Genomic DNA, 25,389 nt, shown 5'->3' with positions numbered 1-25,389 from the left:
ACTGGCGCTCGTGTTCTACCGCGCCCCCGGCCCCGCCCCACTCGACCCCGCCCTGCTGGCCAGGGAGATCGAGCGCAGGGCGGGGCTTTCGTCATCCGGGCCCCAGGTGCGCGCTCTCCCGCAGCTGCCTGACGACGACCTCGCGGCCGGCGACGGATACTGGCTCGCGGGCCGGGGTGTCGTCGATAAGCTGCGCGCCTTGGACCGCAACGTTGTCGCGTACGCGGTCGGCGAGGCGTTCATCGTGACCTCGCTGCAGGAAATGGGCGCGACGATGCTGCGCGGCCGCGACCTTGTGCGCGTGCCGCACGGTATCTTCCGCGTGCCCGAGTGGGGCCAGCGCACGTTTGTCGCCAGCGAGACCGCGGAGTTTCTGCGCGGCTACCTGGAGCTGGAGGCCGCCGGGCGGTTCGTGGAACCCGCGCGCTACCGCAGGAGGGACCGCGAGCGGGTGGCCATGACGGTAAACGCCAACGCGCCGAGCACAGCCGTGGACAGCAGCGTGCCGCCCAAGTAACCCAGGTCCACCGTGGCGGCGCCCAGCGCCGAGCCTGAGGCGATGCCAACCTGGAACGTGACCACGTACACCGAGCTGGCCAGGTCCTGGTTGCGCTGGCCCGCGAACAGGAAGATCGTGGTGGCCACCGTAGGCAACGCGCCAGCGGCGATGCCGAAGACCACGATCACCGCGAACATGCCGATACCCGTGTTGTAGTGCAGCGCCAAAAGGCCCGCGATGCCGGAGGCCACCAGCGTGGCGGTGGCGATGCCGTTGAGGCGGATCATGCGCGCATCCACCAGACGGCCCGACAGGGTCACCCCGATCAGGCCGGCGATGCCGTACAACGCCACGCCGTAGGGCACGAAGCGGTGGCCGGCCGTGGCCTCGATGAGCAGTGCCAGGTAGGTGAAGGTGACAAAGATCGCCATGACCGCCAGCACCAGGTAGATGACCAAAGACGGGATGGCGGACTTCGTCGCTTGCGCGCCCGTTTGCTGCGCCGGCGGCTTGGCGGGCAGGCTGGGCAGGGAAATCACCAGCATCACCAGCGCCCCCACTACAGCGGCGCCGAGTACCCAGGTGGAGGCGCGCCAGCCGATCGCCGAGCCCATCGCCGTGGTCAGCGGCGAGCCGATCACCATCGACAGAGTGGAGCCGAACGACACCGCTGCGACCGCCTTGCCCATCTGCCCCGGCGGCGCAATCCGCGCGGCAACCGGGTTGACCAGCGACCAGAACAGGCCGTGAGTAAACGCCGCAGTCACACGGCCCGCCACCAGCGTGGCGTAGCTTGTGGCCGTGGCCTGCAGAATGATGCCGCCGAGCAGGAACACCAGCGTGGCGATGAGCAGGTAGCGCCTGTCCACCTTCCGCGTGAGGTGCATCAGCGGGATAGTCACCACCGCGACCAGACCGGCGTAGACGCTCATGAGCAGGCCAATCTGGCCTTCAGAAACGTTCAGGTCCCGGGCCATCGGCGAAATCAGGCCGATGGCGAACATCTCGAACGTGACGTACACGAACGCAGCGAAGCTCATCGCCGTCAGCGGGACGACGGGGAACTTCGCTGTTTGCTGTGGGGATTGCTGGGAGTTGTGCACCGCGTCAAGATACGGCTACTGGTCACCCAGCGCAAACGCTGCGCCGGCAGCGCCGAGGGCAACCAGGATCGCCATAATCACGCCGATGATCACGCCCGGGCTTGCGGACGAACCGCCGGACACCGTGTCTGCGGTCTTCTCCGTCTTAGGCGTGGTCTGCGAAACCGAGATGCTGGTCACCCGGTTGGAGGTCACCGAGGCGGTGACGTTACCGGTGGTGACAGTGTGGGTCACGGAATCGTTGGACCGGCCCGGCTGCTGCGTCGGGGTCTTGTACGGGTTCTTCGACGGCGTGGTGGTCGGGGTGTCCGGGTTCGGGCCGTCGGTAGGCAAAAGTGCGTTGCCGCCACCTGCGGCGCAGGTTGTGCGGGCGTCCTCGAACGCCACCATCAACTTCGACACACGACGAGCCTGCTGCACATCCGGCAGCTGCTCATACGCGTCAACCCACGCCTCGACCTGGTCCTTCGGCATTGCCGGGTAGTCGCGAGACTGCTGCTCAATCAGCCCCTCGCGGTCCGGGATCAGCGCGAACTCCGCGAAGCCGTCGCGAGCCGGCACAGTGATCTCGCCGTTGCGCACAGCGTTATCGATGATGTCCCAGTACTTCGTCATGTCGAACGCCTGGTGGTCGCTAACGGCCGCCGAATTCCACACCTGCGTGAAGTACGCGCGGGAAGAATCGATGTCCGCACCAGTGTCCTCCGCGACACGCTGAGCCCACATCTCGATATTGGCTTCGAGGTTGCTGTTGAAGTAGGTCACGTACGAGCCGGTGAACAACTCCAAAAACGGTGCGACGGTATCCGGAGCAGCTGGGTACAACTGCTCAAACGCGGACGTCCAGCGGGCCCGTTCATCCGATGCGCCGATGCCGACACTGCGGTCGAGCGAATCAATGTACTTACGTTCAGCGTCATTCACCTTCAGCGAGCACACGCCATCGCTGGGCTCGCCCACGGTAGCTGCACCGGCGGAAGGCACGACAAACGCGGCCGCTGCAGTTGCGGCTGCGCATGTGAGCGCTACAATCCTCCGATTTTTTAACACACCGATAGCGTAGCGCAGAGGTACAACAATTCAGCATTCGTAAGAGGCGTGACGTGGCTCTCTTAAACGGCCCTGGCCGTTTAAATTCGGGGAACACGCAGGTTGCCGGAACGTTGACTCAACTTTCTAAGCAAAATAAAAGGTAGGTTCTAGGGTTGGGTGCGCCCTTTATGGGGCATTGTTGCTTGTCAGCGGGCGAAATTACACGCACGTCATTCAAAGATGTTGACGTTTTTATGCGGTGGGGTGCGGGTCGGGGCCACCTATCCGCCCTTGCCACGGGCTGTTTCCAGCTACAAGGATCCAGCTATTCGACGTAAAACAGCGATTTACGAGGTCCAGATAGCTGGATCCGCTGTTGTGGGGGCGGGTGGCTGCTCTGTGTGCGCCCCAGGCTTGCGGAATCCGCAGCTCCGCATTGCGGACAATCAAGGGGCAACCAACTATTGGTCGATACCCACGATCTGCTTCGCGATGTCCCGGGCGAAAGGGCTCACGCCTCCGATGGTGCCGGCGCCCGGGCCGTTCAGCGAATCGAAGCCCAGGACGAACAGGCCGGGGGTGTCTAGGCCGCGCTCCAACCCCCGCACGGGTGACAGCGCGGGGCGGAAGCCAGTGGCCCAGATCAGGGCGTCGAAGTCGGTCAGGGAATCGAGGGACGAGACCATGGGTGAGGCGTCGAGAAGTCCCTGCGCACGGGCGCGGCGCACTTCGGGCACAACCACGATGTCGCCGCCGAAGTCGGCGCCGCCTGGGTCGCCCTCGCCGCGCGCGATGGCGACGAAGCGCTCGCGGTTGCGGCGGAACAGCTGCGCGCCGTCGACGTCGTCGGGCATGAAGGTGGGCGGCCGGCGGGTGAACCACTGGACGTCCACGCCGGACAACCCGAGGTCGGCGACGATTTGCGCGCCGGAGTTGCCCCCGCCGACCACAGCGACGCGCTGCCCCGAGAAATCCGAGGGACGCCGATACGAGGCGGAGTGCAGCTGCTGCCCCGCGAACGCCCCGGGCACGAACGGGACGAAGGGCGCTGACCAGATTCCGGTGGCCATCACAACATTGCGTGCGGAAAAGCTGTTGAGGTGGAAGGCGGAGCCGTCGTGAAGCAAATGCTTGACCCGCTGACCTCGGCGGATGGGCAGGGAATACCGCTGTTCGTAGCGGGACAGATACTTCACCACGTGATCGCGCGGCGGGTAGCCGTCATAGTGGGGCATGGGCCAGCCGGGCAGGTTGGAAAACTCCGCGCGGGAGAAGAGCGTCAGCGCGTCCCAGTAGTGCGGCCACGCCCCGCCGGGCGTATCGGAGGCATCCAGCACGACAAAATCCGCGCCGTATTTGCGCAGGTAGTACGACACGGCGAGGCCGGATTGGCCCGCGCCGACAACGACGGCGTCAAGCATGGGTGCCTCGGGTGCATAGCGCGGAAGCGTGGCGGACAAAATCGGCGATGCGGCCAGCCGGCGCGGTGGCGGGGCCGAACGGGGTCTCGGCGGCGAGTGACGCTGCGAGCGCGTGGACGGTCACCGCCCCGGTGGTTGTGGCCGCTATGGCGGCGTCGGCGTATGGGGTGCGTGCTGCCGCCAGCGCCAGGTGCGCACCCATGATGCCGGCGAGCACGTCGCCCGAGCCGGGAGTCGCAGCCCAAGAATGGCCGGCGTCGACGGCGTGGACCAGGTGTGGCTCGTCCTCCGGTGCGACCAGGGTGATTCGGCCCTTGCGCACGATCGTCGCGCGCAGCGTTGCGGCGAGGGCGAGTGTCTCTTCGAAGCGGATTCCCGCGGCAACTCCGGCCGCTTTCTGGAGGCGCGCGAACTCGCCGTCGTGGGGCGTGAGCACTGTAGTCTGCTGCCGTTTGGCCACCTGTTGGCGCAGTTCAGGGTGTTCAGTGAGGAGGGTGAGGCCATCGGCGTCGATGAGCACGGGCACCTCCTGGCGCAAGATCCACGCCAGCTCGCGCGCGGCTGCCTCGTCGGTGCCGGCGCCGGGACCGAACACCCAGGCCTGCACCCGTCCCGCTTCTTCGAGCTTTTGCGTGACGACGACCTCCGGGCGTGCCCGCACCACCTCAGCGGCCTGCGGACCGGAGTAGCGCACCATTGCTGGCGAGGCATGCACCGCTCCAGACACGGCGAGCACGGCAGCTCCCGGATACCCACCACTGCCTGCGCGGATACCCACTACTCCCCCGCTGTACTTGTCGTCGTAAGGGCCAGGCTCGAGGGAGCGAACCGACGCAGCACCAAGTGGGGTAAGGCTGCTGGGCCAATGGCCAGGGCCCGGCACGGCCCGGTTGGCGAGCACCAGTGCGGGTCCCTCATGCGCCCATTCCGGCAGGGTATCCAGCAGCGTACTGTGCAGCGGACGCCCCGGCAGGCCGATGTCCGCGAGCAGCTGCACACCGCACTCCGGGGCAAGCGCGTGTGCGCGACGAAATCCGCCGAACGTGACGGTGGCGTCGGCGGTGACGTGCAGCTCACCCGCTACGCCGGTGTCCGCATCCACGCCGGAGGGCACGTCCACAGCCAGGACATGCACGTTGCGAAGCCAGGCGACCACGTCCGCGAGCTCTCCCCGCAGGCCGCCGGATCCGCCGATGCCGGTAATGCCGTCGATGGCCAGGGCGTATTCCGCGGAACTATCCGGCAGCCGTTCCAGCACGGTGCCGCCGGCGTCGGTGAACGCCGAAAGGGCCCGCCCTTGGGCGTGTCCGGCAGTCAGCAGCGCAGCCACTTTGTGGCCGGCGAGCTGCAACTCGGCACCGGCGTAGAGCGCGTCACCGCCGTTGCCGCCCGGGCCGGCGAGCACGAGTGCGCGGCCGCCCGCACCGTGCGCCAGCATCGCCTCAGCTGCCTCGTACACCGCGTGCGCCGCCGACTGCATCAGTTCATCTGGGTGCGACTGGGCTTCCAACAGCGGCGCCTCCGCCGCCCGAATCTGGTCTGCGGTGAAAGTCGTGGCGTGCATGCGCACCACACTACCCGTGCCCTAAAGTGCCTGGCAGGACGGACAAAAGAACAGGTTTCTGCCCTCAAACTGCTGTTTTTCGACGGGCCGCCCGCACACGTGGCAGGGCTCGCCGGTGCGTCGGTAGACGTAGACCTCTCCCCCGTGGTCGTCCTCCCGCGGGGCGCGCTCCATCGCCTCGGGCAAGTGCTCGGGCCGCACGGTGTCTATGCGCCCGGTTTCCACCCCGTCGGCCATGAGCGCCACTAGGTCGGCCCAGATGGCGTCGAAACGCTCGCGCCCCAGCTCACGGCCCGGGATGAACGGGGAGATGCCCTGGCGGAACAGCGGCTCGGCGCGGTAGATGTTGCCCACCCCGGCGAAGTAGGCCTGGTCCATCATCAGCGAGCCGATGGCGCGCCGGGAGCGCCGCACCCGCTCGAACAGCGCGTCCGGGTCCGCGGCGGGAGAAAGCGGGTCCTCCCCGGCGGCGTCCAGAATCGCCTGCTGCTCCGCTGGGGTGATGTAGGCGCACTTCTGCGGGCCGCGCAGGTTGGCTGCTATCTCCCCTGCTCCCCCGTCCGGCACGAGCCGCAGCCGGATCTGGCCGCGCAGCGTATCGGCCGGTTCGAACGAGAACTTCCCAATCAGCCCCAGGTGCACATGCACGGTCGCGTCCGGAAACTGCAGGAACAGGTGTTTTCCGTGGGCTGCAGCGTGGGTGAGCGGAGTGCCGTCGATAAGCGAAGGTGCAAAGCGCCCCTGCGGCGAGCTTGCGGCGACCGGCGCGGGGCGGAAGTCCGCGTTGAAGCGGCGCGCAAGGCGGTGAATGACATGACCCTCAGGCACGGTGGCTGACTGTACTATTGCTCGCATGCCGTATGAGATCGGGTTCGACCGCGAAAAATACATCCAGATGCAGTCCGAGCACATCCAGAAACGGCGCGCCGAGGTGGGTGGCAAGCTGTACCTGGAAATGGGCGGCAAGCTTTTCGACGACAACCACGCCTCCCGCGTCCTGCCCGGATTCACTCCCGACAACAAGATCGCCATGCTGGACCGGATCAAGGACGAAGTGGAGATTGTCATCTGCTTCAACGCCGGCGACGTGGTGCGCCAGAAGATGCGCGCGGATCTGGGCATCACCTACGAAGACGACGTGCTGCGGCTTGTGGACGTGTTCCGGGACCGCGGATTTTTGGTGGAGAACGTGGTGGTTACGCAGCTGGAGGGCCACAACCAGAACGTCGAGGCCTTCGTGGAGCGCCTCGCCCGTCTGGGGCTGAAGGTTTCGCGCCATTACATGATCCCGGGCTACCCCAACGACACCGCGAAGGTGGTGAGCGAAGACGGGTTCGGCCGCAACGACTACGTGGAAACCACCCGCGACCTGGTGGTGATGACCGCGCCGGGGCCCGGCTCCGGCAAGCTGGCCACCTGCCTATCCCAGGTGTACCACGAGCACAAGCGCGGCATCGACGCTGGCTACGCCAAGTTTGAGACGTTCCCGATCTGGAACCTGCCGCTGTCGCACCCGGTGAACCTGGCGTACGAGGCCGCCACGACGGACTTGGACGACATCAACGTCATTGACCAGTACCACCTGGAGGCCTACGGGGAGAAGGTGTCCAGCTACAACCGCGACATCGAGGTGTTCCCGCTGCTGAAGACGCTGCTGCGGGAGGCCACCGGCGCGGACCCGTACCAGTCGCCGACGGACATGGGTGTGAACATGGCGGGCTACTGCATTTCCGACGACGCCGCGTGCCGCCACGCCGCCGAGCAGGAGATCATCCGTCGCTATTACGCGGCGCTTGTGGACGAGCGCCGCGCGGACGCCGACTCCACTGTCTCCGACCGCAACTTCAACGTCATGCGCAAGGCGGACCTGTCCGTGGAGGACCGAGTGGTGGTCGCGCCCGCGCTGGAGGTGGCGGAGCGCACCGGCAAGCCCGGCGCTGCGTTGGAACTGCCGGACGGCCGCATCGTCACCGGTAAGACCTCCGATCTGCTCGGCCCGTCCGCCGCGGTGCTGCTCAACGCCTTAAAGCTGCTGGCCGGCATCGACGACGACGTGCACCTGCTCTCCCCGGACTCCATCGAGCCGATCCAGACGTTGAAGACCCGGCATTTGGGCTCGGTGAACCCGCGCTTGCACACCGACGAGGTGCTCATTGCGTTGTCCGTGTCGGCGTCCGGCAACCCGGATGCGGCGCTGGCGCTGGAGCATTTGAAGTCTCTGCGCGGGTGCGACGCGCACATCACCACGATTCTGGGGTCTGTGGACGAGGGTATTTTCCGTAACTTGGGGGTGCTTGCCACCTCGGAGCCGAAGTACTGGCGCAAGGCGCTGTACCACAAGCGTTAAGTTTTCCAACACTAACTATTGCGCTGGTTTCGGTTGTAGTTTATTGTCTGGGTCATGCGGGAACAGCAATCTCCGGTGGAAGATGCATTAGCCGAGCTCAACAACAACCTGGCCGTCGCGCGCACGCGCGCGGAAGACCACGTCACGCTGCCGAAACAGACGGCTGTGTGGGTCCGTGACCTGCTCGAGGACCTCGCGGAGGGGCGCCTGGTGCGCCCGCCGGAACCAGACGAGGAGATGACCACCCAACAGGTGGCCAACCTGCTCGGCGCCTCGCGCCCGTTTGTGGTCAAGCTCATCGACGACGGCAAGCTTCCCGGCCACAAGGTGGGCACCCACCGCCGCGTGTACACGCGCGACGCCCTCGCGTTCAAGGAGAAGCGGGGCTAAGGTGCAAGAGCTTTTGCTTGACGACGGCGCACGCGTCCTCGCCGTCGTCGCCCACCCCGACGACATGGAGTACGGCGCCTCCGCCGCTGTTGCCAAATGGGCCGAAGACGGCGTCGAGGTGGCGTACTTGCTGCTCACGCACGGCGAGCACGGCATCGCGGGCGGGGATCCCGCGCAGGTGCGCGAGACGCGCACGAAGGAGCAGCGCCGCGCCTGCGACATCGTCGGTGCTGGCGATCTGGAGCTGCTCGACTTCACCGACGGACTGCTCGAGCACACCTTGGAGCTGCGCAAGGCCATCGCAAGGGAGATCCGTTCCTTTAAACCCACTGTGGTGCTCACCCAGGACTGGAGCGTTGTCGCACCGTGGGGCCTGAACCAGGCGGACCATCGGGTGGCGGGCATGGCAGCGGTGGACGCCGCGCGCGACGCCGGCAACGAGTTCCTCTTCCCGGAGCTGGGGCCGCGCCACCAGGCGAAAACGCTGCTGGTCACCGGCGCGAGTGAACCAGACGTGGCGGTGGTAGTGGAGCAGCGGCACGTGGAGAAAGGCGCGCAGTCCCTGGACGCCCACAAGGCGTACTTCCAGGCGCTGCCCGAGCACCCCAGCGGCGCGGAGATCGTCGGCGGGGCAGCCAAGCAGGGCGGCGAAGCGCTCGGCGTTCCACTGGCCATCGCGTTCAAAGCCTTTGACCTCTAACTTTCCCCGCTGGCCTGGGTGGACCTAGACTGCCAGGCATGACCAGCAAGATCCTGCTCTACTACAAGTTCCAGCCCATCGCCGACCCGGACGCGGTGCGCCTGTGGCAGCGGGACCTGTGCGAAGGCCTGGGGTTGACCGGCCGCATCATCGTGTCTAAGGACGGGATTAACGGCACCGTCGGCGGAGACATCCGTGCCTGCAAATCCTACGCCAAGAAAACCCGCGAGTACTTCAAGGGTATCGAGTTCAAGTGGTCCGAGGGCGGGGCGGAAGACTTTCCCAAACTCAGCGTCAAGGCCCGCGAGGAGATCGTCTCCTTCGGCGCGCCGGGCGAGCTCAAGGTGGATGAAAACGGCGTGGTCGGCGGGGGAGTGCACCTTAGCCCGGAGCAGGTCAACCAGCTGGTGGCCGACAACCCGGATGCGGTATTCTTCGACGGCCGCAACGCCCGCGAGGCCGAGATCGGCAGGTTCAAAGGCGCGGTGGTGCCGGATGTGGACACCACCCACGACTTCATTAAAGAGCTCGACTCCGGCAAGTACGACTGGATGAAGGACAAACCCGTCATCTCCTACTGCACCGGCGGGATCCGCTGCGAGGTGCTCTCCAGCCTCATGATCAACCGGGGATTCAAGGAGGTCTACCAAATCGACGGCGGCATCGTCCGCTACGGCGAGAAGTTCGGCAACTCCGGCCTGTGGGAGGGCTCGCTCTACGTCTTCGACGACCGCATGCACACCGAGTTCGGCGCGCCGGACGACCCGGACTACGTTCAGCTCGGCCACTGCGTGCACTGCGGGGAGGCCACGAACCAGTTCTACAACTGCGCAAACGAGCCGGAATGCCGCCGCCAGTACTTAAGCTGTGAAGCCTGCCGCGAGAAGAACCCGTACTGCGCGGAATGCAGCCAGCGAGCTACTGCGTCGCCAAAATCCCCAGCGTGACAATCAGCCACGCCATGGTAAACGGCACCAGCGGGATCCAGAACACGCCGATCCAGGGGATCCAGCGCTCGTAGCGGTTGAGCTTGCGCACGGTGATCACCGCGCAGCTGAGCAGGCCCACCACCGGCGGGATCGAGGTCACTACAGCCCACCACGTGCGCCAGGATTCGGTGCAGAGCCAGGCGGAGCCAGCGTCGCAAAGCGGGCCGCCCTGAGCCCGCGAGATCACCGCAAGAATCAGCGCCAACAGTAGGGTAGCGGCTACCGTAACCAGCGCAAACGTGATTGCCTGGCGGGTGGAGCGGCGGTTTTTGCGGTCCACCTCCAGCGGATCCGGCTGGTCCGCGAGCTCGTCGAAGGAGCGCGGCTCCGGCCGCATGCGCGAGAAACGGTCGGCGGGGGAGTGAAGGTCGTTCTCCGGGTGCTCCATGGAGCCCAACCTACTGCGCCGTCCCGGAGTGCGGGCACACCACCACAGGCACCGAGGCGTAACGGATGAACTCGCCTTCCAACGTCCCCACAAACACGCTGGTGAACTGCGGCGACGGGTGGGTGCCCAAAAACATGATGTCGCCCTTCTTCCATTTCACGGAATCGATGGAACGCTTCCAGCTTTTCGCGGCGGAGACCGCGCTGGTCACGTCGAAGGTGTCGCACACCTCCGGCGCGAACTCGGCAGCCAGCGCCCACGCGTAGTCGCGGGCGTGGTCCAGCATGCCCAACACCTCCTCGTTCCACGCTGAAGTGTGCTTCTCGTAGGCCGTGGGCGAAAACGCGATGATGCGAAGCGGCAACCCCAGCTTGCAGGCCAGCGCGGTGGCGTAGTCCAGGCCGGAAAAATCCGGCTCAAGCGGGTCGTCCTCCACCACGATTGCGTAGGTCACGCGGGTGACGCCCTTCTTGGACAGCTTCACCCCGCGCGGGGCCAGGCCCAGCGGGACGGGGCAGGAACGCATCATCTCGTCCGCCACGCTGGAGGGGCGGAACCGGCCCTTCGGCGTCTTCGCGTGGGAGCCCATCAGGATCAGGTCCGCGCCGAAGTCTTTGGCGGTTTCGTGCAGGGAGCGCACGGTGTCCTTGCTGTCCACGAGGCGGGAGACGTCCTTGGACCACTGCGGGCGCGGGATGTGTTCCTTCAGTGCCTTTTCTACGCGCGAGTCGAAGGTGGCCTGCGCTTCCTTCATGCGCTTCTTGCGGCCTTTCGAGGCCTTGGGCAGGGACTTTGACCACGTGGACTGCGTGCTGGCCATGACCTGCACGGTCACCGGCAGTGAGCGGCCGAGCCAGGCAGCGAACTCCACTGCCTCGGTGTTTGCCACATCCCAACCCACGAGTACGCGCACGGGCAACGCGAGATTGGGAAGACTGGCGCTGTCAGCGCCGGGGGAGCTGCTCAGGGCCTGCCTCCTTGGCACGTGTCGGCGAATGCGAGTGTTCAGGTAATACACACATCATAAACATGTGCCCCTGCCACGGGAAAAGCGGTTACTCAGCGGAGCCCGTCGCGTAGGCGCGGGCGAGGTCGTTGAGCACCCCGGTCAGAGAGTCCAGCTTCTCCAACGCCTCGGTGTCGAGGGCGCTGAGCATCTGTGCGAGCGAACGGGTGCGCTCCGCGCCGACCCTCTCCAACTCCTCCCGGCCGAAATCGGTTAGCTCCACCGACACTCCGCGGCGGTCGTCCACCGACCGCACGCGGCGCACCAGCTCACGTTTTTCCAGTTGGTTGACGGTATTCGAGGCAGTGGGCAGGCGCACGCCTTCCTCTGCGGCCAACTTGCTGATACGCGTCGGGCCGCTAAAACCCAGCCTGTGCAACACGGACAGCTGCGGGCCGGTGAGGTCGGAGCTTTCCGCGTTGCGGAAATACGCCACGTACAAACTCGTCATTGCGGGGCGGATATCCGCAGCGATCCGCATAGCTTCTGCGGAGGGTTCGTCGTGCGCGACCACTGTGCACCTCTTTCTTCTAACTACTTTTCCAAAATCTAGCAGCAAAGACGGGGGTTATGATGGCCGGGATGTTCACGTACGAGCACGAGGTGTCCCACGAGTGGCAGCGCCGCCAGACGCTGCGTGAGTTCAAGCGTGGGCATGTGCCTATCGACGACGTTTGCGACGCCGACTTCCTGCTGCGCGCCGCAGCGCAACACCACGGTGCGGATTCCGCCAGGCCGTGCCCCGTGTGCGGAGAAGCGATGCGCGACGTGCGCTGGGTCTACTCCGAAAAACTGGGCAGGCGCACTGGCACCGCCCGCAGCGAGGAAGAGATAGACCGCCTCGTGGGAGAGGTGGGGCCGCTGACCGTCCATGTGGTGGAGGTCTGCCCGTCGTGCAAGTGGAACCATCTGTTACAAGAAGTCACAGCAGTACCAGTAGTGTGAATCCGAACTGGGCAGGTAGGGTGTCCGGTAGGAATTTGGTAGGTAGCTCGCCCGTTTGCCCCTCCCCGCGGGCGCGGCGGGTGCAAATGTGCAGGAAAAACGTGTGACTGAAAAGAGCGTTGAAAAGAGCGCTGACAAGAGCGCAGCGAAGGCGAAGGCTTCCAGCGGCACTACGGCAGTGAAGAAAAAGAAGCAGTCCCGCGCGTGGCAGTGGGTACTTGCATTCTTGCTGTTCCTTCTCCTGCTCGCGTTGATCCCGGTCGGCTGGTTCATGTGGAAATACTCCAAGGCCGAGATCCCGGGCCCCGGCGAGATTGAGACGGCGCAGATCTCCTCGATCTACTTCAACGACGGCGAAAACGAGCTCGCCCGCCTCGTGCCCCCGGAGGGTAACCGCGAACAGGTGGCCCTCGAGTCTGTGCCCGTGGAGGTCCAGGATGCCGTGCTGGCTGCGGAGGACCGCGACTTCTGGACAAACTCCGGCTTCTCGCCCACAGGTTTCGCCCGTGCGGCACTGGGGCAGATCACCGGCAATACGTCTGCAGGCGGCGGCTCCACCATCACCCAGCAGTACGTGAAAAACGCGCTGGTGGGCAACGAACACTCTTATGAGCGCAAGGCCAACGAGCTGGTCTATTCGGTGAAGATGACCAACCAGTGGTCCAAGGAGGACATCCTCCGCGCCTACCTGAACACCGTGTACTTCGGCCGCAACGCCTACGGTGTCGAAGCTGCCGCGCACGCCTTCTTTGACAAGCCGGCGTCCCAGCTCACCGTCGAGGAGGGCGGCGTGCTTGCCGCCTCCATCCAGCTGCCCAGCGAGTTGGACCCGTGGACGAACCGCCAGGCTGCGGAGCAGCGCTGGAACTACGTCATGGACGGCCTGGTGGAGATGGGCAAGCTGTCCCCGGAGCAGCGCGCCGGGATGGTCTACCCGGAGACCCGCGATCCGGCTTCCTACTCCGCTTACACCGAGGCCACCGGCCCGAACGGCCTGATCAAAAACCAGGTGATCAAGGAGCTCGAGGCCCTGGGCATCACCGAAAGTGACCTGACCAACCGCGGTTTGCAGATCACCACCACCATCGACGCAGGTTCCCAGGCCAACATGGAGCGCATCGCCCGCGAACGCCTGACCAACCTGCAGGAGGATGCTCGTACTGGTGCGGTGGCTGTGGATCCGTCGACAGGCGCAGTGCGCGCGTACTACGGCGGCGACGACCCGTCTGGCTGGGACTACGCCAACGCGGGCCTGCAGACTGGCTCGACGTTCAAGATCTTCGCGCTGGCTGCCGCACTGCAGCAGGGTATCCCGCTGACCTCCATGTTCGACTCCTCCCCGGTGCGGCTGCCCGGCAACATCACCGTGACCAACTGGGACGGTGGCGGCGGCGGCATGCTGTCTATGACCGAGGCCACCCGCGTGTCCTCCAACACCGCCTACATGCGCATCCAGGACGAGCTGGACAACACCACGCAGGACACCGCCGATATGGCGCACGCCCTGGGCGTGGCCAAGTCCATCCCCGGCATCCCGGAGACCCTGCGCGAGAACGGCGGCCAGCCGTACGAGGGCATCGTGCTGGGCCAGTACCAGTCCCGCGTGCTGGACATGGCTACCGCAATGGCCACCCTAACCAACCGTGGCCTGATGCACCCGACCCACTTCGTGGAGAAGATTGAGGACGCCAACGGTGAGGTCCTCTACCAGGTGGACAAGGACTACACCGAGCGCCGCGTGTCCGAGCAGGTGGCGGACAACACGCTGCAGGCGATGCAGGGTGTGGCCGGCTATTCCAACGCCGTCCTCGCCGGCGGCCGCCAGTCCGCGTCCAAGACCGGCACCGCCCAGATGGGCGACACCGGCAACAACAAGGACGCCTGGATGGTCGGCTCCACGCCGCAGCTCGCCGTGGCTGTGTGGGTGGGCACCGCGGACAACACCTCTCCGATCTTCAACGAGTGGGGCGGCAACATGTTCGGCTCCAACACCCCGTCGCAGATCTGGAAACAGTTCCTGGACTCGGAGCTTGAGGGCCAGGAGTTCATGAGCTTCCCCAACGCCAACCCGGTCTACTGGGGTGTCAACCCCTACTCCGGCGGCACCGGCTTGGGCGGCTACTACTCCAGCCCGTCGCCGAGCTACACCGGCGGCACCGGTCAGGCGCCGTCCGCCGCGAGCTCAGAGGCGCAGGCGGATCCGGCAGATCCGGCAGCGCCGGACGCGCCCGGCGAGTCTGCGCCGGCACAGGAACCCGCGCCGGCACCTGCACCCGCCCCGGCTCCTGCACCGGCGCCGGCCCCCGCGCCGGCACCAAACCTCAACGACACGATCAACGATGTCATCGACCAGTTCCAGGGGGCGTTCCAGTAAATGTCTGAGTCGACGCAGAGCCAGCAGGTGACCTGGCCGGACCCGGCGGACCGCGTCCAGCCGGGCCGCACCGAGCCGCTCGCGCGCGGCTGGGTGGACTTCCTCGGCGGGCCGATGGGCCGCTTCGCGCAGATCGGCCGCGCCCGGTTCTGGACGCCGCTGCGCTCCATCCTCGCCGTCGCCTATGTGTTCTTGTCCTTTGGTCTGCTGCAGAAGGCGCACTGCGCCGGCGGCAAAGCCGACGACAACGGCATCATCCAGCTCAACTGGGACGGCAACCGCCAGTACACCGCGGCGTGCTACAACGACATCATTCCGCTCTACGGCGCCCGCGGCCTGGATCAGGGCGGCTTCGTCTACGACTACTCGTGGGTGGAAGACGGCCTGACCCGCTACATGGAGTACCCGGTGCTGGCCGGCCTGTTCCAGCAGCTGTCGGCCTGGCTGTCGCGCAGTACCTACTTCCTGGTGGACAACTTCTTGCCGGACTCCGGCTGGTACTTCTATGTCACCGCGCTGTTGATGTCCATCCTCTGGGTGATCACCATCCGCATGGTCGCCGAGCTCGCAGGCAACCGCGTCTGGGACACCCTGCTCGTTGCAGGCTCGCCGCTGCTGATCGTGCACGCGTTCACCAACTGGGACATCCCCTCGATCTTCTTCGCCGTCGCCGCGATGCTGGCCGCCCGCAACCGGAAGTTCTGGCTCGCCGGCGTGCTCATCGGCCTGGGTACCGCGTTCAAACTGTGGCCGATCTTCCTGCTCGGCGCGTATCTCACCGTGGCGCTGCGCAAGCGCGACCTCGCCCCGTTTGGCAAGATGCTGGCCGCCATGGTGGTGTCCTGGCTCGTGGTCAACGTGCCGGTCTACCTGCGCAACCCGGACGCCTGGAGCGAGTTCAACCGCCTCAACACGGACCGCGGCTGGGAGTGGACCACCATCTACGCGGTGTTTTCGCGCATGACCGGCTGGACCGGCTTCGACTCCGGCGAGGGCGCCCCGGTGATCCTCAACGCCGTGACCCTGATCCTGTTCCTGCTGGGCTGCCTGGGCGTGCTCATCCTGGGTCTGAAGGCTCCGCAGACTCCGCGCATCGCCGAGCTGGTGGCGCTGATCGTCGGCCTGTTCCTCATTTTCAACAAGGTGTGGAGCCCGCAGTACTCCCTCTGGTTCGTTGTCCCGGCGGTGCTAGCGCTGCCATACTGGCGTCTCCTCTTGTCCTGGATGGTCGTGGACATGGCCGTGTGGCCGGTGCTGATGTGGCACATGATGGGCGCGGACAACCTGGGTGTGCCGGGGTGGTTCCTCAACGTGGTGATCATCTCCCGCGATGCCTTCATCATCGCCATCATGGTGCTGGTGGTGCAGCAGATCCTGGGCAAGCGCCCGGACAAGGTCCGCGACGCCCACAACGGCCACGACCCGCTGATGTCGCTGCCGTACCAGTGGAAGGAGCCATTGCCTATCGACGCACCTCCGGCCGACCCCGTTACCGAGCCCGCCGGCTCCACGGCAGTCAAGGCCTAGCCGATGAACGCCACCACACTCTTGGGCATCGCCTCCATCGTGGTGGCGTTTTTCCTGTTCAGCGCTTCGTTCTACTATGCGGTGAAGGGGCGGAAGCAAGCGTCGATAAGCTTCGGCCTTATCGCCTTCCTCTTCATGACCGTCATCCCGGTCTCCCTCGCCCTCTTCTCGGCGGTGCCCAACCCGCACTAGGCGGATGTTGTAGAACTCGGCATCTCTGGCGGTCCAAGCCCGCAAACCCCCAGGTCAGTTCTCAGCGCCGCCGACTTTTGCACAACGTGGGTCCGCACCAATAGTTGGTGGCGGCCGGATTGTCCGCAATGCGGAGTCCGCACGTGCACACCGGAACGCGAGGTTTTGAGCTGGTCAGACCGTGGGGTAGTCTGTTCAGGTTGCTTGACGCAACGACCCTCCTGCCATGACCACAAGGGTGATGGCCGAAACAACCAAGACCATAGGAGGTGATGAGGTCCGTGCGTCACTACGAAGTAATGATCATCCTCGATCCGCAGCAGGATGAGCGCACCGTTGCCCCGTCCCTGGATAAGTTCCTGGAGACCGTCCGCAAGGAAAACGGCAAGGTGGAAAACGTTGATGTGTGGGGCAAGAAGCGTCTTGCTTACCCGATCAACAAGAAGGAAGAGGGCATCTACGCCGTTGTCAACCTCGACTGCGAGGCAGACACGGTCAAGGAGCTCGACCGCGTGCTGAACCTGAACGAGAACGTTCTGCGTACCAAGGTTCTGCGTACCGACAAGTAAGAACCGGTAGGCTCAGAAACCACACGATCAGCAGGTAGGAAGGTTTAGGACATGGCTCAAGGCGATACCCCAATTACCGTTGTCGGCAACTTGGTTGCGGACCCGGAGCTGCGCTTCATCCCGAGCGGCGCTGCCGTTGCGAATTTCCGCATCGCGTCCACGCCCCGCACGTTCAACCGGGAAACGAACCAGTGGGAAGACGGCGAAGCCCTGTTCCTCACCTGCAACTGCTGGCGCCAGATGGCGGAGAACGTCGCGGAGTCCCTGACCAAGGGCATGCGCGTCGTGGTCACCGGCAAGCTGCGTCAGCGTTCCTACCAGACCAAAGAGGGCGAAAACCGCACCGTGTTCGAGGTCGAGGTCGACGAGGTTGGCCCGTCCCTGAAGTACGCCAGCGCGTCTGTCACCCGCAATCCGCGTGAGGGCGGTGCGGGCGGCTACGGCGGCGGCAACCAGGGCGGCCAGCGCGGCGGTTTTGGTGGAAACCAGGGCGGTTTCGACCAGGGTGGCCAGGGCGGCCAGGGCCAGAATCAGGGCCAGGGCGGCTACAACCCGGCGAACGGCGGCTTCGGCGGCCAAAGCCAGGGCCAGACCCAGGGCAACCCGAACCAGTCCCAGCCTCAGAATGATCCGTGGGGTTCCGCTCCGGATGCCGGCGGTTTTTCCGGCGGCGCGGGCGATGAGCCACCGTTCTAAACGACAACCACACATCAAGCATTTTTCACCATAAGGAAGGTTAGGATTATGAAGCTGATCCTCACCGCTGCCGTCGAGAAGCTTGGCGAGCCTGGAGAGGTCGTCGAGGTCAAGGACGGTTACGGACGCAACTTCCTGCTCCCGCGCGGCCTGGCTATCCCGGCTACCCGCGGCGCAGAGAAGCAGATTGAAGACATTAAGCGTGCCCAGGCTGAGCGCCAGGTCCGCGACCTGGATCACGCCAAGGAACTGCGTGACCAGCTCGACCAGCTCAAGGGCGTCAAGGTTGCTGTGCGCACCGCTAACAACGGCAAGCTGTTCGGCTCTGTGAAGCCGGCTGACATTGCTGAGGCTGTGAAGGCTGCTGGCGGCCCGAACTTGGATAAGCGCCGCATCAACGTGCCGAAGGGCCTTGTTACCAAGACCGGTGGTTACCAGGTCAAGGTCGATCTCCACGATTCTGTGGAGGGCAAGGTGAACTTCGAGGTCGTAAGCGCATAACACATTCGCTTAGCGACGACTGCTCCGCCTGAGAACGGAAATTGGCAGTCCAACGACAACAGCATTGAAAAGCGCGGGTCCCACTTGTGAGGAGTGGGGCCCTCGCTTTTTGTGTGCCGATACAATACCGCCCATGACGTTTTCCGTGGCGCGGCGTGCGCGCACTTTGGCTGTGTCCCTCCTGCTTGCGGCTGCGACCGCGGTCGGGTTTGCCGCCCCCGCGCAGGCTGTGGCTGTGTATTCCGGCGATAGTATCCGGGTCGCCTACAGCGACGGTTCCCGCTACGGCTGTTCGCTGAACACGGTGGCACACCGCGACGGGCGGGCCTTTGGTGTGACGGCGGGCCACTGCCTGGCGCCGATTGGTGGTGCGGTGCCGGTGGCGGTGTACGCGGCGGATGGCCGCACGAAGATTTCCGGCGACCTGCGGGAGTCGGGCTACGAGATGCGCGGTGACAACACGTTGGGCAGCCCGCTTCGCGACGTCGCCTGGTTTCCGCTGGCCGGCGGCGTCACTGGCGCCGCGGCAGCGCGCGGCGGTGCGGTGGACATCCCTGTCATCGGTGCGGTCAATCCGCTGTCGGATGCAGTCCAGCGCATCAACCCCACCCGCCGGGTGGCGGGCTACCATCCGGTGACGGCGGTGAAGCCGGGCCAGATTGTGTGCAAGGACGGCGCGCGCACCTCGCGCACTTGCGGTCCTGTGCTGAAGGTGAACCCGGACACCGGTGAGCTGGCGGTACTGATCCTGGCGCTGCACGGCGATTCCGGCGGGCCGGTCTACACCGTGAACCCGGACGGCAGCGCCAACATCATCGGCGTGGTCTCCGGCACGGCGTTCGGAGTGCTGCTCGCGGTGGACGGTCTTCTGCCGCTGCCGGCGAACCTGAGGTAGCGGTGTTTCTTACCGCGATCCGCATCGACGCGCCGGTGGGCGGCTATGCCCGTGATCTGCCGGTGGTGCGTCGGTTGGCCGATAGGCCGCTTGAACTCGCGCAGACCACGATCCTCACCGGAGATAACGGTTCCGGTAAGTCCACGCTTGTAGAGGCCATTGCGGTGGCCGCCGGTGCCAACGCCGGGGGCGGGTCGCGCCACGCCCGCTTTGAGGCCGCGGACCACTCCCAGTTGCACGCCTCGCTTACGCTGACCCGCCGCGAAAACCCGCGCGATGTGTTTTTCCTTCGCGGCGAAACCTACCTCGACCTCGCCGAATACCACGAGTCTCTCGGCCCCAGGGACCGGTTGCACGACCTCACCCGACGCAGTCACGGACAGGGCATCATGCGCATGGCCCGCGAACGCTTCAGCCCGGGCTCGCTGGTCATTCTGGACGAGCCCGAAGACGGATTGTCGGTGTTTTCGCAGCTCGAGCTGCTCGGCCTGCTGGCGGTGTTGACCCGCCGGGGCGCGCAGGTGCTCATAGCCACGCACTCGCCGGTGCTGCTTGCCGTCCCCGACGCCCGCATCGTGTCCGTCCCCACGCTAGAGCCTGTGCTTTTCCGCGACTGCGAGCCCGTCACCGCTACCCAGGAGTTCGTCCGCGACCCAGCCGGCACAGCAAGGTTTTTGGTGGAGCCATGATGTTTCTCGAACACGTCTCGGTTAACCCGGCGGCGGCCCCGGCATGGGCGCTCGACGCGCCGGCAGTAGGTTTCGTCGCGGAGTTCGGCCTCCCGTTTACCCGCCCGATCACGCTGCTCACCGGCGGAAACGGAGTGGGAAAGTCCACCCTGCTTGAGGGGATTGCGCGGGCGTGGGGGTTTGCGGTGGAAGGCGGAACGTGGGGCGTCGGTAAGTCTGGCCCCCGCGACCCGATGTTTGGTGCGCTTAAGCTGCGGACCGGGCCGCGCGCGAAGGCCGGGTACTTCTTGCGCGGCGAGACGCACACGCGCGTGACGGAGTTCGGCGGCCGGTCGCACGGGGAGTCCGTGATGGAGCTGACCTCGCGGCTTATCCCGGATGCGCTGTACCTGCTGGACGAGCCCGAATCGGGGCTGTCCCCAGTGGCGCAGATGGCACTGGTGGCGCAGTTGCATGCGCTAGGGGAGGCGGGTGCGCAGGTGATTGCGGTGACGCACTCGCCGATCGTGCTGGGTGTACCGGGCGCGGAGATCGTGGAGATCGGCGAGCACGGCGCGGACCGCGGCCTGGCGGTGGAAGACACGCTCGCGTTTCGGGCGATGCGCGACTTTCTGGCAGATCCGGAGGGCATCGCTGAATACATGGCGGACTGGGCGGAAGACGAGCTGGGTTAGCTGGCTAGCTCCTGTAAGCGAGCAGCGATATCGGATACTTCAGGGTGGTACTTGGCCACATCACAGGCGAGATCGAAAAGATCATCTTCGTCAAAGACTTCGTCGTCGATACCGTGGGACGCGAGCATGAACAGGCAAAGAAGTACTCCGACGCGTTTGTTGCCGTCATGGAGGGGATGGCTCGATTCCATACTGTCGAGGATGGCTGCAGCTTTGTGCCACACATCGGGATAGAGGTCTCTGTTGCCAAAGCGGAGCCACGGACGTTCAATTGCCGATGCCAAAAGGCCCATATCTTTGATATGGAATCCCCGGAGTTCGATCCATTCAGCGATGATTTCGACCTGGAAGAGTGAGCGAGGATCCGTCATGCGTCCTTCAACCGGTCCATGAGTCTCGATCGGTTCTGGAAAATGCGATCCAGCTCAGCATGGGCGTGCCTACGAGCTTCTTCCTTCTCCCATTCCTGGTGAACCAAGCGAAGCAAGGTCTGTTGCTTGGATGTTCCAGAGCTTTTAGCCAGGTCGGAAAGCATCTTGTCGTCATCATCGGTCAGTCTCAAATTCAGCGCCATGGTAACGATAGTACCGTTTCAGTGCCATTGTTCGAACACCCGTGTCGGGGTGGTGATATACGGTGTGCGCCATTACAGCGACACGTGAACACGCGGACGAACTCCTCCGCGGCATTGCGGGCCCGAACGCAGCCCTGCGTGACGACCAGTGGACGGCCATCGATTCCCTTGTCAACCAGCGCAAACGCATGCTGGTGGTGCAACGCACGGGGTGGGGGAAATCGGCGGTGTACTTCATCGCTGCGAAACTGTTGCGGGAGGCGGGGGGAGGGGCCGTCCATCATCGTCTCGCCGCTGCTCGCGCTCATGCGCAATCAAGTCGAGGCTGCCGCGCGCAGGGATCCGCGCCGCCACGATCAATTCCGCGAACATGACGCAGTGGGAGGAGATCCAGGCGCACATCGGCGAGCTGGACTTGTTGCTGATCAGCCCCGAGCGCCTCAACGCGCCGGACTTCCGCGAGGACGTGTTGCCGCAGCTCGCGCAATCCGTCGGCATGCTCGTCGTGGACGAGGCCCACTGTATCTCCGACTGGGGGCACGATTTCAGGCCGGACTACCGCCACATTGCCCTGCTTATCGACGACTGCTCCGCCTGAGAACGGAATATAGGCAGTCCAACGAAAACAGCATTAAAGCGCGGGCCCCACTTGTGAGGAGTGGGGCCCGCGCTTTTGCGTGCGGATACAATACTGCCCATAACGTTAACCGTGGCGTGTCGTGCGCTCACTTTGGCTGTGTCCCTCCTGCTCGCGGCGGCTACCGCGGTTGGGTTTGTCGCCCCTGCGCAGGCTTACGGTGTGACTGCGGGTACTGCCTCGCGACGATTGGCGGCGCGGTCTCGGTGGCGGTGTACGCGGCGGATAACCGCACGAAGATCTCCGGCGGCCTGCGGGACTCGGGGTCCCCCTCGCCGTCAGCGTCAACAACGCAGCGGCGGCGCGGTGGATCTGCCGATCGTCGGTTCGGTGAATCCGCTGTCGGATGCGGTCCAGCGCATCAACCCCACTCGCTCAGTGGCGGGCTACCACCCGGTGCCTGCAGTCAAGTCAGGGCAGATCGTGTGCAAGGACGGCGCGCGCACCTCTCGCCCCTGCGGCCCGGTGCCGAAGGTGAACCCGGATACCGGCGGGTTCGCGACACACCTCCGGCCACCCGATGCCGGGCCTGGGTCCCCGGCATCGGCGAGTACCTTCATGCGGACTTCGTAGACACCGTGGGCTTTCATCCGGGCTTTCTTGCGACGTTCTCGAGCTCGCCAAACGTCCCCCTTGGCCAAACGCACCCAACCTGCTGCGCGTGTATCCACATGGCACTGTGGGCCATGCCCCCTTGTTCCGAGTACACCTCCTCCAACTGGTGACGGTGCCGGGTGGAGCCACTGATCTTCTCCTAATATATCTGCGAGCCCCCCGCCGCACGGAGTTGATCGAGTTGGCGATCCAGGTTCTGCTCCAAAGAACTCACCCGAGCGTAACCGGCTTTCTGCCCCACAACGACGTCCTGGTGTTCGTCGAACTCTAAAGGTAGTAACGGTTCTGTTCTGTTAGACTTGCTCTAACCCTACCGAACAGGGAGAAGTTGTAATTCAAAGCTGTCTATTTAGGGTGTACGCAGTAAGACATTTTGACAAGCCTGATGATCTTCATTGTCAGACCCCAGGGGCGAGTGAATTAGGGAACGGTTTCTGCCCTCACTCCGTTTCTAAAAAGCAGGCCTTCCCATGTGATAGGACTAGTGCATGGATAGTCATCCCCCACATCCCACCCCCTCCCTCCCAACTGTGGTCATTTACCAAAACGCAGATTTCGTCTCTGGCATCATCCAAGAGATTTACAAAGCAGGGCTACTGGAAGCTACCGAGTTCGAAAACAATTCGACCACGGGGAAAGACGACGGATCCGAGAAACAGGCCGCAATTGCCGCAAAAGCTAACGTGTTTCCCTGGTTAACCAACCTCGGTGCACAAGGGAGCTATACACACTCTCAATCAAATAGTGAGGAAGTCGCTACAACCCGCCACCAAAAATTCGTTTATTCCCAAGAATTTTTTCTAGACCAAGCCCGATCCGAACTTCGACGGCAGGAGCTAATAACTCGGGTAGAAAACTCAGAAAGCGCCTCGGAACTCCAAGTGGGAGATTTTATTGAATTTGAGGCTAGCTTTGAAGCTAACGAGGCTAACGCCATCCTCGATATCCTTACCCCTGAGTTAACTGCGGCTATAACTCGATATATCCACCGCTCCAAAGGGCTTGAAAAGATAGACACCCTTAGAGAGCAAGCTTCTAATGCAGATACCCTGATCCCAGTAGAGAAAATCAGCGGTATCAGAGAAATCTATGACGCTAGGGCGGAGAACCAGGCGGCACTTGCAGCAGCCATTACCTCTGCTATAAGGATGGATTTCCGTGGTTCCGAAACTAAAGAATTCTATGCCTTAATCGGGACGGGCCAACACTCGCTGACTGCTGTTACCGTCTGCGAAAAGGAGTATTTCAAATCCAAAGATTTTGATCGGCTACTAGATGGAAGATTTTCCGTTCTGGGCAAAGTCGTTTCCCCTATTCGAGAGAATGTCCCAATCCTGGAGAGAAACAAACTGCTTAGCCGACTGCAGGTGGAAGCTCTAGATGAAATCCTTCGCCCTTTAGCCGAAGAGGCAGACACTCACCGACTGGTGGATCTCGATTTTAAGACAAGTGTAGAAGGACCTTCAATCACCGTATTGCCTATCCGCTATCTATGTATAACCCCCCCCCGAGCGTCTCATTTAAATCCCCGTCAAACTAGATGATTAACCTTTTATAAGACGCGCATAGTTGTCAAACAGAATCTCTTGGCGTTGGCGCTCCGTGGTGAGCTTTCGCCCAGCCCCCATTGCCTTATCCACCTCACGATCCAGAGCATCGTGGGTGCTGTTGCAAAGTTGGGCGGAGAACCGAGACGACCCAGTTTCTCATCTCCTGATGGCCGCTGCGTGCCGGCGTTCTCAGGCCGTCTCGAAGACCCGGTTGACGATCACCGCGTCCGGATTGGGGTGCCCATAAGCAAACATCGTGCCCTGGCCTTTCCGTAATGAATGCATCGCTTCCATCCCTTTCAACGTCCGGTAGGCAGACGTCCGATTTTTGAACGCCCCCTTCGGTCCCAGGATTCGTTTCAACCGGCCATGATCTCCCTCGAGAACGTTGTTCAGGTATTTCACCTGACGGTGCTCCACCGTCTGAGGGCAGATTCCCTCCGCCTTCAGCTCGGAGATCGCCTTGGCCAGGGAGGGTGCCTTATCTGTATTAATTACCCGCGGGGACCCGGCTGTCGTAGTCGATCGCAGGGTCTTGGCCAGGAAACGCTTGGCCGCAGCCACATTCTGTTTTGGTGAGAGGTAGAAGTCTAAGGTCTGCCCACCGGCGGTAATAGCCCGGTAGAGATAGCACCACGTGCCGCCGACCCGAATATAGGTCTCATCCACCCGCCAGGACCGGGCCTGCCAGTCGGGCACCTGCCGGTACCACCGAGTGTGCTTATCCAGATCAGGGGCGTATTTCTGCACCCAGCGGTAGATCGTGGTGTGATCGACTGGCACACCTCGCTCGGTCATCATCTCTTCGAGGTCGCGGTAGCTCACGCCGTAGCGGCAGTACCACCGCACCGCCCCCAGGATGATGTCACGGGGGAAGTGACGACCGGAGAAGATGCCCATGGCCGTGATTATTTCACGTCAATCTTCCTACTGCCCCAACTTTGCAACAGCACCCGCCCGACCAATGGCGTGAGCGTTACTTGTCTCGGTATCCGCTTGCGACCGATGACCTCGATCTGGGCGTGTGGCGTGAGCGCCGGGAACGCGCTCTCACACGACAGTACGTCGAATCCAGCCCGCGCGCCCTCGTAGCTCCGTAGTGATCGACGTAGACCGGCCAGACACCGTTCTGAGGGCCTTTGAGCGCCCAAGCGAACACCCAATGCCGTCTTGGGTCGTGGAGGGCAACAAGGGGCACGGGCACGTCGGGTGGTGGCTCAACGCCCCGGTCTGCCGGACGGACGCTGGTCGAGTCGATCCGCTGCGTTATCTCGCCCGAGTGACTGAGGGGCTGCGCCGGTCCCTCGACGGAGACCCGGCGTACACCGGACTGTTGACCCGGAACCCTCTGCACGAAGATGCTGACGTTATCTGGGGTACAGATCGCGCGTACGGACTGCGCGAGTTGGGAACGATCCAGCGGTCTAGGTCGCAACTGCGCGATGTTTGATGCTGCGCATCGGGAGGTCTATGGCCTACATGATCCCGCTATACCGATGGACGATTGGCACC

General features: G+C 64.0%; 29 protein-coding genes and 1 pseudogene. 18 read left to right on the top strand and 12 right to left on the bottom strand.

The window, feature by feature from the left end; translation table 11 throughout:
- The first annotated feature begins 10 nt into the window (after positions 1-10).
- Entirely contained in the window at positions 11-517 is a 507-nt protein-coding gene (locus tag HMPREF2791_RS11795; protein ID WP_141764913.1) for a hypothetical protein, read from the top strand.
- On the opposite strand, the gene HMPREF2791_RS04380 is transcribed toward HMPREF2791_RS11795, so the two are convergent.
- The 5 genes from HMPREF2791_RS04380 to HMPREF2791_RS04360 form a co-directional block, all read right to left on the bottom strand.
- Complete coding sequence (locus tag HMPREF2791_RS04380) at positions 427-1,539, bottom strand: MFS transporter (RefSeq protein WP_070844541.1); 1,113 nt, start codon at positions 1,537-1,539, stop codon at positions 427-429. The genes HMPREF2791_RS11795 and HMPREF2791_RS04380 overlap by 91 nt on opposite strands.
- Before the next feature lie 78 nt (positions 1,540-1,617).
- The gene (locus tag HMPREF2791_RS04375) at positions 1,618-2,526 is read right to left on the bottom strand and encodes a hypothetical protein (protein ID WP_141741250.1); all 909 of its coding nucleotides are present in this window, start codon (positions 2,524-2,526) and stop codon (positions 1,618-1,620) included.
- Between the two features lie 569 nt (positions 2,527-3,095).
- Entirely contained in the window at positions 3,096-4,055 is a 960-nt protein-coding gene (locus tag HMPREF2791_RS04370; RefSeq protein WP_070844539.1) for an NAD(P)-binding domain-containing protein, read from the bottom strand.
- Positions 4,048-5,619, bottom strand: coding sequence for a bifunctional ADP-dependent NAD(P)H-hydrate dehydratase/NAD(P)H-hydrate epimerase (locus tag HMPREF2791_RS04365; protein WP_070844557.1), 1,572 nt, complete (start codon positions 5,617-5,619; stop codon positions 4,048-4,050). The genes HMPREF2791_RS04370 and HMPREF2791_RS04365 overlap by 8 nt, the downstream gene beginning before the upstream one ends.
- A gap of 21 nt (positions 5,620-5,640) precedes the next feature.
- Complete coding sequence (locus tag HMPREF2791_RS04360; protein ID WP_070844538.1) at positions 5,641-6,447, bottom strand: Fpg/Nei family DNA glycosylase; 807 nt, start codon at positions 6,445-6,447, stop codon at positions 5,641-5,643.
- Between the two features lie 25 nt (positions 6,448-6,472).
- Between HMPREF2791_RS04360 and HMPREF2791_RS04355 the strand changes: the two genes are divergently transcribed.
- From HMPREF2791_RS04355 to HMPREF2791_RS04340, 4 genes are read left to right on the top strand one after another with little or no spacing between them, the layout of a single operon-like run.
- Positions 6,473-7,966, top strand: a complete 1,494-nt coding sequence (locus tag HMPREF2791_RS04355; protein WP_070472211.1) for a DUF1846 domain-containing protein — start codon at positions 6,473-6,475, stop codon at positions 7,964-7,966.
- Positions 7,967-8,020: 54 nt separating this feature from the next.
- Complete coding sequence (locus HMPREF2791_RS04350) at positions 8,021-8,356, top strand: helix-turn-helix domain-containing protein (RefSeq protein WP_083327896.1); 336 nt, start codon at positions 8,021-8,023, stop codon at positions 8,354-8,356.
- Position 8,357: 1 nt separating this feature from the next.
- Positions 8,358-9,056, top strand: coding sequence for a PIG-L deacetylase family protein (locus tag HMPREF2791_RS04345; RefSeq protein ID WP_070472206.1), 699 nt, complete (start codon positions 8,358-8,360; stop codon positions 9,054-9,056).
- Between the two features lie 38 nt (positions 9,057-9,094).
- On the top strand, positions 9,095-10,003 hold the full coding sequence (locus HMPREF2791_RS04340; protein ID WP_070844536.1) for an oxygen-dependent tRNA uridine(34) hydroxylase TrhO: 909 nt from the start codon (positions 9,095-9,097) through the stop codon (positions 10,001-10,003).
- On the opposite strand, the gene HMPREF2791_RS04335 is transcribed toward HMPREF2791_RS04340, so the two are convergent.
- From HMPREF2791_RS04335 to HMPREF2791_RS04325, 3 genes are all read right to left on the bottom strand, one after another.
- Complete coding sequence (locus HMPREF2791_RS04335; protein ID WP_070472365.1) at positions 9,975-10,433, bottom strand: hypothetical protein; 459 nt, start codon at positions 10,431-10,433, stop codon at positions 9,975-9,977. The two genes, HMPREF2791_RS04340 and HMPREF2791_RS04335, sit on opposite strands and share 29 nt — an antisense overlap.
- A gap of 10 nt (positions 10,434-10,443) precedes the next feature.
- Positions 10,444-11,322, bottom strand: a complete 879-nt coding sequence (locus tag HMPREF2791_RS04330; RefSeq protein ID WP_168168289.1) for a universal stress protein — start codon at positions 11,320-11,322, stop codon at positions 10,444-10,446.
- A 166-nt stretch (positions 11,323-11,488) separates the two neighbouring features.
- The gene (locus tag HMPREF2791_RS04325; protein WP_305764325.1) at positions 11,489-11,890 is read right to left on the bottom strand and encodes a MarR family winged helix-turn-helix transcriptional regulator; all 402 of its coding nucleotides are present in this window, start codon (positions 11,888-11,890) and stop codon (positions 11,489-11,491) included.
- Positions 11,891-12,021: 131 nt separating this feature from the next.
- Here HMPREF2791_RS04325 and HMPREF2791_RS04320 point away from each other — a divergent pair, with 131 nt between their 5' ends.
- From HMPREF2791_RS04320 to HMPREF2791_RS04275, 10 genes are all read left to right on the top strand, one after another.
- Positions 12,022-12,384, top strand: coding sequence for a DUF5318 family protein (locus HMPREF2791_RS04320; protein WP_070472359.1), 363 nt, complete (start codon positions 12,022-12,024; stop codon positions 12,382-12,384).
- 103 nt (positions 12,385-12,487) lie between these two features.
- Positions 12,488-14,758, top strand: a complete 2,271-nt coding sequence (locus HMPREF2791_RS04315; protein WP_070844535.1) for a transglycosylase domain-containing protein — start codon at positions 12,488-12,490, stop codon at positions 14,756-14,758.
- Positions 14,759-16,285 (top strand): glycosyltransferase family 87 protein, encoded by a 1,527-nt coding sequence (locus tag HMPREF2791_RS04310; RefSeq protein ID WP_083327894.1) that lies wholly within the window; start codon positions 14,759-14,761, stop codon positions 16,283-16,285.
- A 3-nt stretch (positions 16,286-16,288) separates the two neighbouring features.
- Positions 16,289-16,477 carry a hypothetical protein gene (locus HMPREF2791_RS04305; RefSeq protein WP_070844534.1) on the top strand — a complete coding sequence of 63 codons (189 nt, stop codon included), beginning with the start codon at positions 16,289-16,291 and terminating at the stop codon, positions 16,475-16,477.
- A 272-nt stretch (positions 16,478-16,749) separates the two neighbouring features.
- A complete protein-coding gene (gene rpsF / locus HMPREF2791_RS04300) occupies positions 16,750-17,046 on the top strand; it encodes a 30S ribosomal protein S6 (protein WP_070844533.1) in 297 nt (98 codons plus the stop codon).
- 51 nt (positions 17,047-17,097) lie between these two features.
- Complete coding sequence (locus HMPREF2791_RS04295) at positions 17,098-17,742, top strand: single-stranded DNA-binding protein (protein WP_070844532.1); 645 nt, start codon at positions 17,098-17,100, stop codon at positions 17,740-17,742.
- A 48-nt stretch (positions 17,743-17,790) separates the two neighbouring features.
- Positions 17,791-18,243, top strand: a complete 453-nt coding sequence (rplI, locus tag HMPREF2791_RS04290) for a 50S ribosomal protein L9 (protein WP_070472187.1) — start codon at positions 17,791-17,793, stop codon at positions 18,241-18,243.
- A gap of 133 nt (positions 18,244-18,376) precedes the next feature.
- Positions 18,377-19,138, top strand: coding sequence for a chymotrypsin family serine protease (locus tag HMPREF2791_RS04285; protein ID WP_070844531.1), 762 nt, complete (start codon positions 18,377-18,379; stop codon positions 19,136-19,138).
- Positions 19,139-19,140: 2 nt separating this feature from the next.
- Positions 19,141-19,827: an AAA family ATPase gene (locus HMPREF2791_RS04280; RefSeq protein WP_070844530.1), complete on the top strand. Its 687-nt coding sequence runs from the start codon at positions 19,141-19,143 to the stop codon at positions 19,825-19,827.
- A complete protein-coding gene (locus HMPREF2791_RS04275) occupies positions 19,824-20,501 on the top strand; it encodes an AAA family ATPase (RefSeq protein ID WP_070844529.1) in 678 nt (225 codons plus the stop codon). The genes HMPREF2791_RS04280 and HMPREF2791_RS04275 overlap by 4 nt, the downstream gene beginning before the upstream one ends.
- On the opposite strand, the gene HMPREF2791_RS11555 is transcribed toward HMPREF2791_RS04275, so the two are convergent.
- Both HMPREF2791_RS11555 and HMPREF2791_RS04265 read right to left on the bottom strand, forming a co-directional pair.
- Complete coding sequence (locus tag HMPREF2791_RS11555; RefSeq protein ID WP_246825425.1) at positions 20,498-20,872, bottom strand: type II toxin-antitoxin system death-on-curing family toxin; 375 nt, start codon at positions 20,870-20,872, stop codon at positions 20,498-20,500. The genes HMPREF2791_RS04275 and HMPREF2791_RS11555 overlap by 4 nt on opposite strands.
- Positions 20,869-21,075, bottom strand: a complete 207-nt coding sequence (locus tag HMPREF2791_RS04265) for a hypothetical protein (RefSeq protein ID WP_070844527.1) — start codon at positions 21,073-21,075, stop codon at positions 20,869-20,871. Before HMPREF2791_RS04265 ends, HMPREF2791_RS11555 begins: the two co-directional genes overlap by 4 nt.
- A 71-nt stretch (positions 21,076-21,146) precedes the next feature.
- Between HMPREF2791_RS04265 and HMPREF2791_RS11550 the strand changes: the two are divergent.
- Positions 21,147-21,655 (top strand): annotated as a pseudogene (locus HMPREF2791_RS11550) (DEAD/DEAH box helicase); the annotation flags it as partial.
- Positions 21,656-22,466: 811 nt separating this feature from the next.
- Here HMPREF2791_RS11550 and HMPREF2791_RS11790 read toward each other — a convergent pair.
- The gene (locus HMPREF2791_RS11790; RefSeq protein ID WP_371335889.1) at positions 22,467-22,568 is read right to left on the bottom strand and encodes a recombinase family protein; all 102 of its coding nucleotides are present in this window, start codon (positions 22,566-22,568) and stop codon (positions 22,467-22,469) included.
- Positions 22,569-22,815: 247 nt separating this feature from the next.
- Here HMPREF2791_RS11790 and HMPREF2791_RS11785 point away from each other — a divergent pair, with 247 nt between their 5' ends.
- Positions 22,816-23,871: a DUF6414 family protein gene (locus HMPREF2791_RS11785; RefSeq protein ID WP_141764912.1), complete on the top strand. Its 1,056-nt coding sequence runs from the start codon at positions 22,816-22,818 to the stop codon at positions 23,869-23,871.
- A gap of 195 nt (positions 23,872-24,066) precedes the next feature.
- Here HMPREF2791_RS11785 and HMPREF2791_RS04250 read toward each other — a convergent pair whose 3' ends face one another.
- Complete coding sequence (locus tag HMPREF2791_RS04250) at positions 24,067-24,777, bottom strand: IS6 family transposase (RefSeq protein ID WP_070844524.1); 711 nt, start codon at positions 24,775-24,777, stop codon at positions 24,067-24,069.
- A gap of 169 nt (positions 24,778-24,946) precedes the next feature.
- On the opposite strand from HMPREF2791_RS04250, the gene HMPREF2791_RS12365 reads away from it, so the two are divergent.
- A complete protein-coding gene (locus tag HMPREF2791_RS12365; RefSeq protein ID WP_083327893.1) occupies positions 24,947-25,327 on the top strand; it encodes a replication initiation protein in 381 nt (126 codons plus the stop codon).
- Positions 25,328-25,389: the final 62 nt, after the last annotated feature.

Origin of the sequence: Corynebacterium sp. HMSC034A01 (assembly GCF_001838175.1) — a bacterium.
Lineage (GTDB): Bacteria > Actinomycetota > Actinomycetes > Mycobacteriales > Mycobacteriaceae > Corynebacterium.
The sequence above is the reverse complement of the archived record's forward strand: the minus strand, read 5'-3'. Positions and strand labels throughout refer to the sequence as shown.

Excerpts from the sequence above, each read along its gene's own strand:
- HMPREF2791_RS04380 (WP_070844541.1), bottom strand. The coding sequence starts at position 1,539 with ATGAGCTTCGCTGCGTTCGTGTACGTCACGTTCGAGATGTTCGCCATC.
- HMPREF2791_RS04370 (WP_070844539.1), bottom strand. The coding sequence starts at position 4,055 with ATGCTTGACGCCGTCGTTGTCGGCGCGGGCCAATCCGGCCTCGCCGTG.
- HMPREF2791_RS04365 (WP_070844557.1), bottom strand. The coding sequence starts at position 5,619 with ATGCACGCCACGACTTTCACCGCAGACCAGATTCGGGCGGCGGAGGCG.
- HMPREF2791_RS04355 (WP_070472211.1), top strand. The coding sequence starts at position 6,473 with ATGCCGTATGAGATCGGGTTCGACCGCGAAAAATACATCCAGATGCAG.
- HMPREF2791_RS04350 (WP_083327896.1), top strand. The coding sequence starts at position 8,021 with ATGCGGGAACAGCAATCTCCGGTGGAAGATGCATTAGCCGAGCTCAAC.
- HMPREF2791_RS04340 (WP_070844536.1), top strand. The coding sequence starts at position 9,095 with ATGACCAGCAAGATCCTGCTCTACTACAAGTTCCAGCCCATCGCCGAC.
- HMPREF2791_RS04335 (WP_070472365.1), bottom strand. The coding sequence starts at position 10,433 with ATGGAGCACCCGGAGAACGACCTTCACTCCCCCGCCGACCGTTTCTCG.
- HMPREF2791_RS04325 (WP_305764325.1), bottom strand. The coding sequence starts at position 11,890 with ATGACGAGTTTGTACGTGGCGTATTTCCGCAACGCGGAAAGCTCCGAC.
- HMPREF2791_RS04320 (WP_070472359.1), top strand. The coding sequence starts at position 12,022 with ATGTTCACGTACGAGCACGAGGTGTCCCACGAGTGGCAGCGCCGCCAG.
- HMPREF2791_RS04310 (WP_083327894.1), top strand. The coding sequence starts at position 14,759 with ATGTCTGAGTCGACGCAGAGCCAGCAGGTGACCTGGCCGGACCCGGCG.
- HMPREF2791_RS04305 (WP_070844534.1), top strand. The coding sequence starts at position 16,289 with ATGAACGCCACCACACTCTTGGGCATCGCCTCCATCGTGGTGGCGTTT.
- rpsF (WP_070844533.1), top strand. The coding sequence starts at position 16,750 with ATGAGGTCCGTGCGTCACTACGAAGTAATGATCATCCTCGATCCGCAG.
- HMPREF2791_RS04295 (WP_070844532.1), top strand. The coding sequence starts at position 17,098 with ATGGCTCAAGGCGATACCCCAATTACCGTTGTCGGCAACTTGGTTGCG.
- rplI (WP_070472187.1), top strand. The coding sequence starts at position 17,791 with ATGAAGCTGATCCTCACCGCTGCCGTCGAGAAGCTTGGCGAGCCTGGA.
- HMPREF2791_RS04285 (WP_070844531.1), top strand. The coding sequence starts at position 18,377 with ATGACGTTTTCCGTGGCGCGGCGTGCGCGCACTTTGGCTGTGTCCCTC.
- HMPREF2791_RS04275 (WP_070844529.1), top strand. The coding sequence starts at position 19,824 with ATGATGTTTCTCGAACACGTCTCGGTTAACCCGGCGGCGGCCCCGGCA.
- HMPREF2791_RS11555 (WP_246825425.1), bottom strand. The coding sequence starts at position 20,872 with ATGACGGATCCTCGCTCACTCTTCCAGGTCGAAATCATCGCTGAATGG.
- HMPREF2791_RS04265 (WP_070844527.1), bottom strand. The coding sequence starts at position 21,075 with ATGGCGCTGAATTTGAGACTGACCGATGATGACGACAAGATGCTTTCC.
- HMPREF2791_RS11785 (WP_141764912.1), top strand. The coding sequence starts at position 22,816 with ATGGATAGTCATCCCCCACATCCCACCCCCTCCCTCCCAACTGTGGTC.
- HMPREF2791_RS04250 (WP_070844524.1), bottom strand. The coding sequence starts at position 24,777 with ATGGGCATCTTCTCCGGTCGTCACTTCCCCCGTGACATCATCCTGGGG.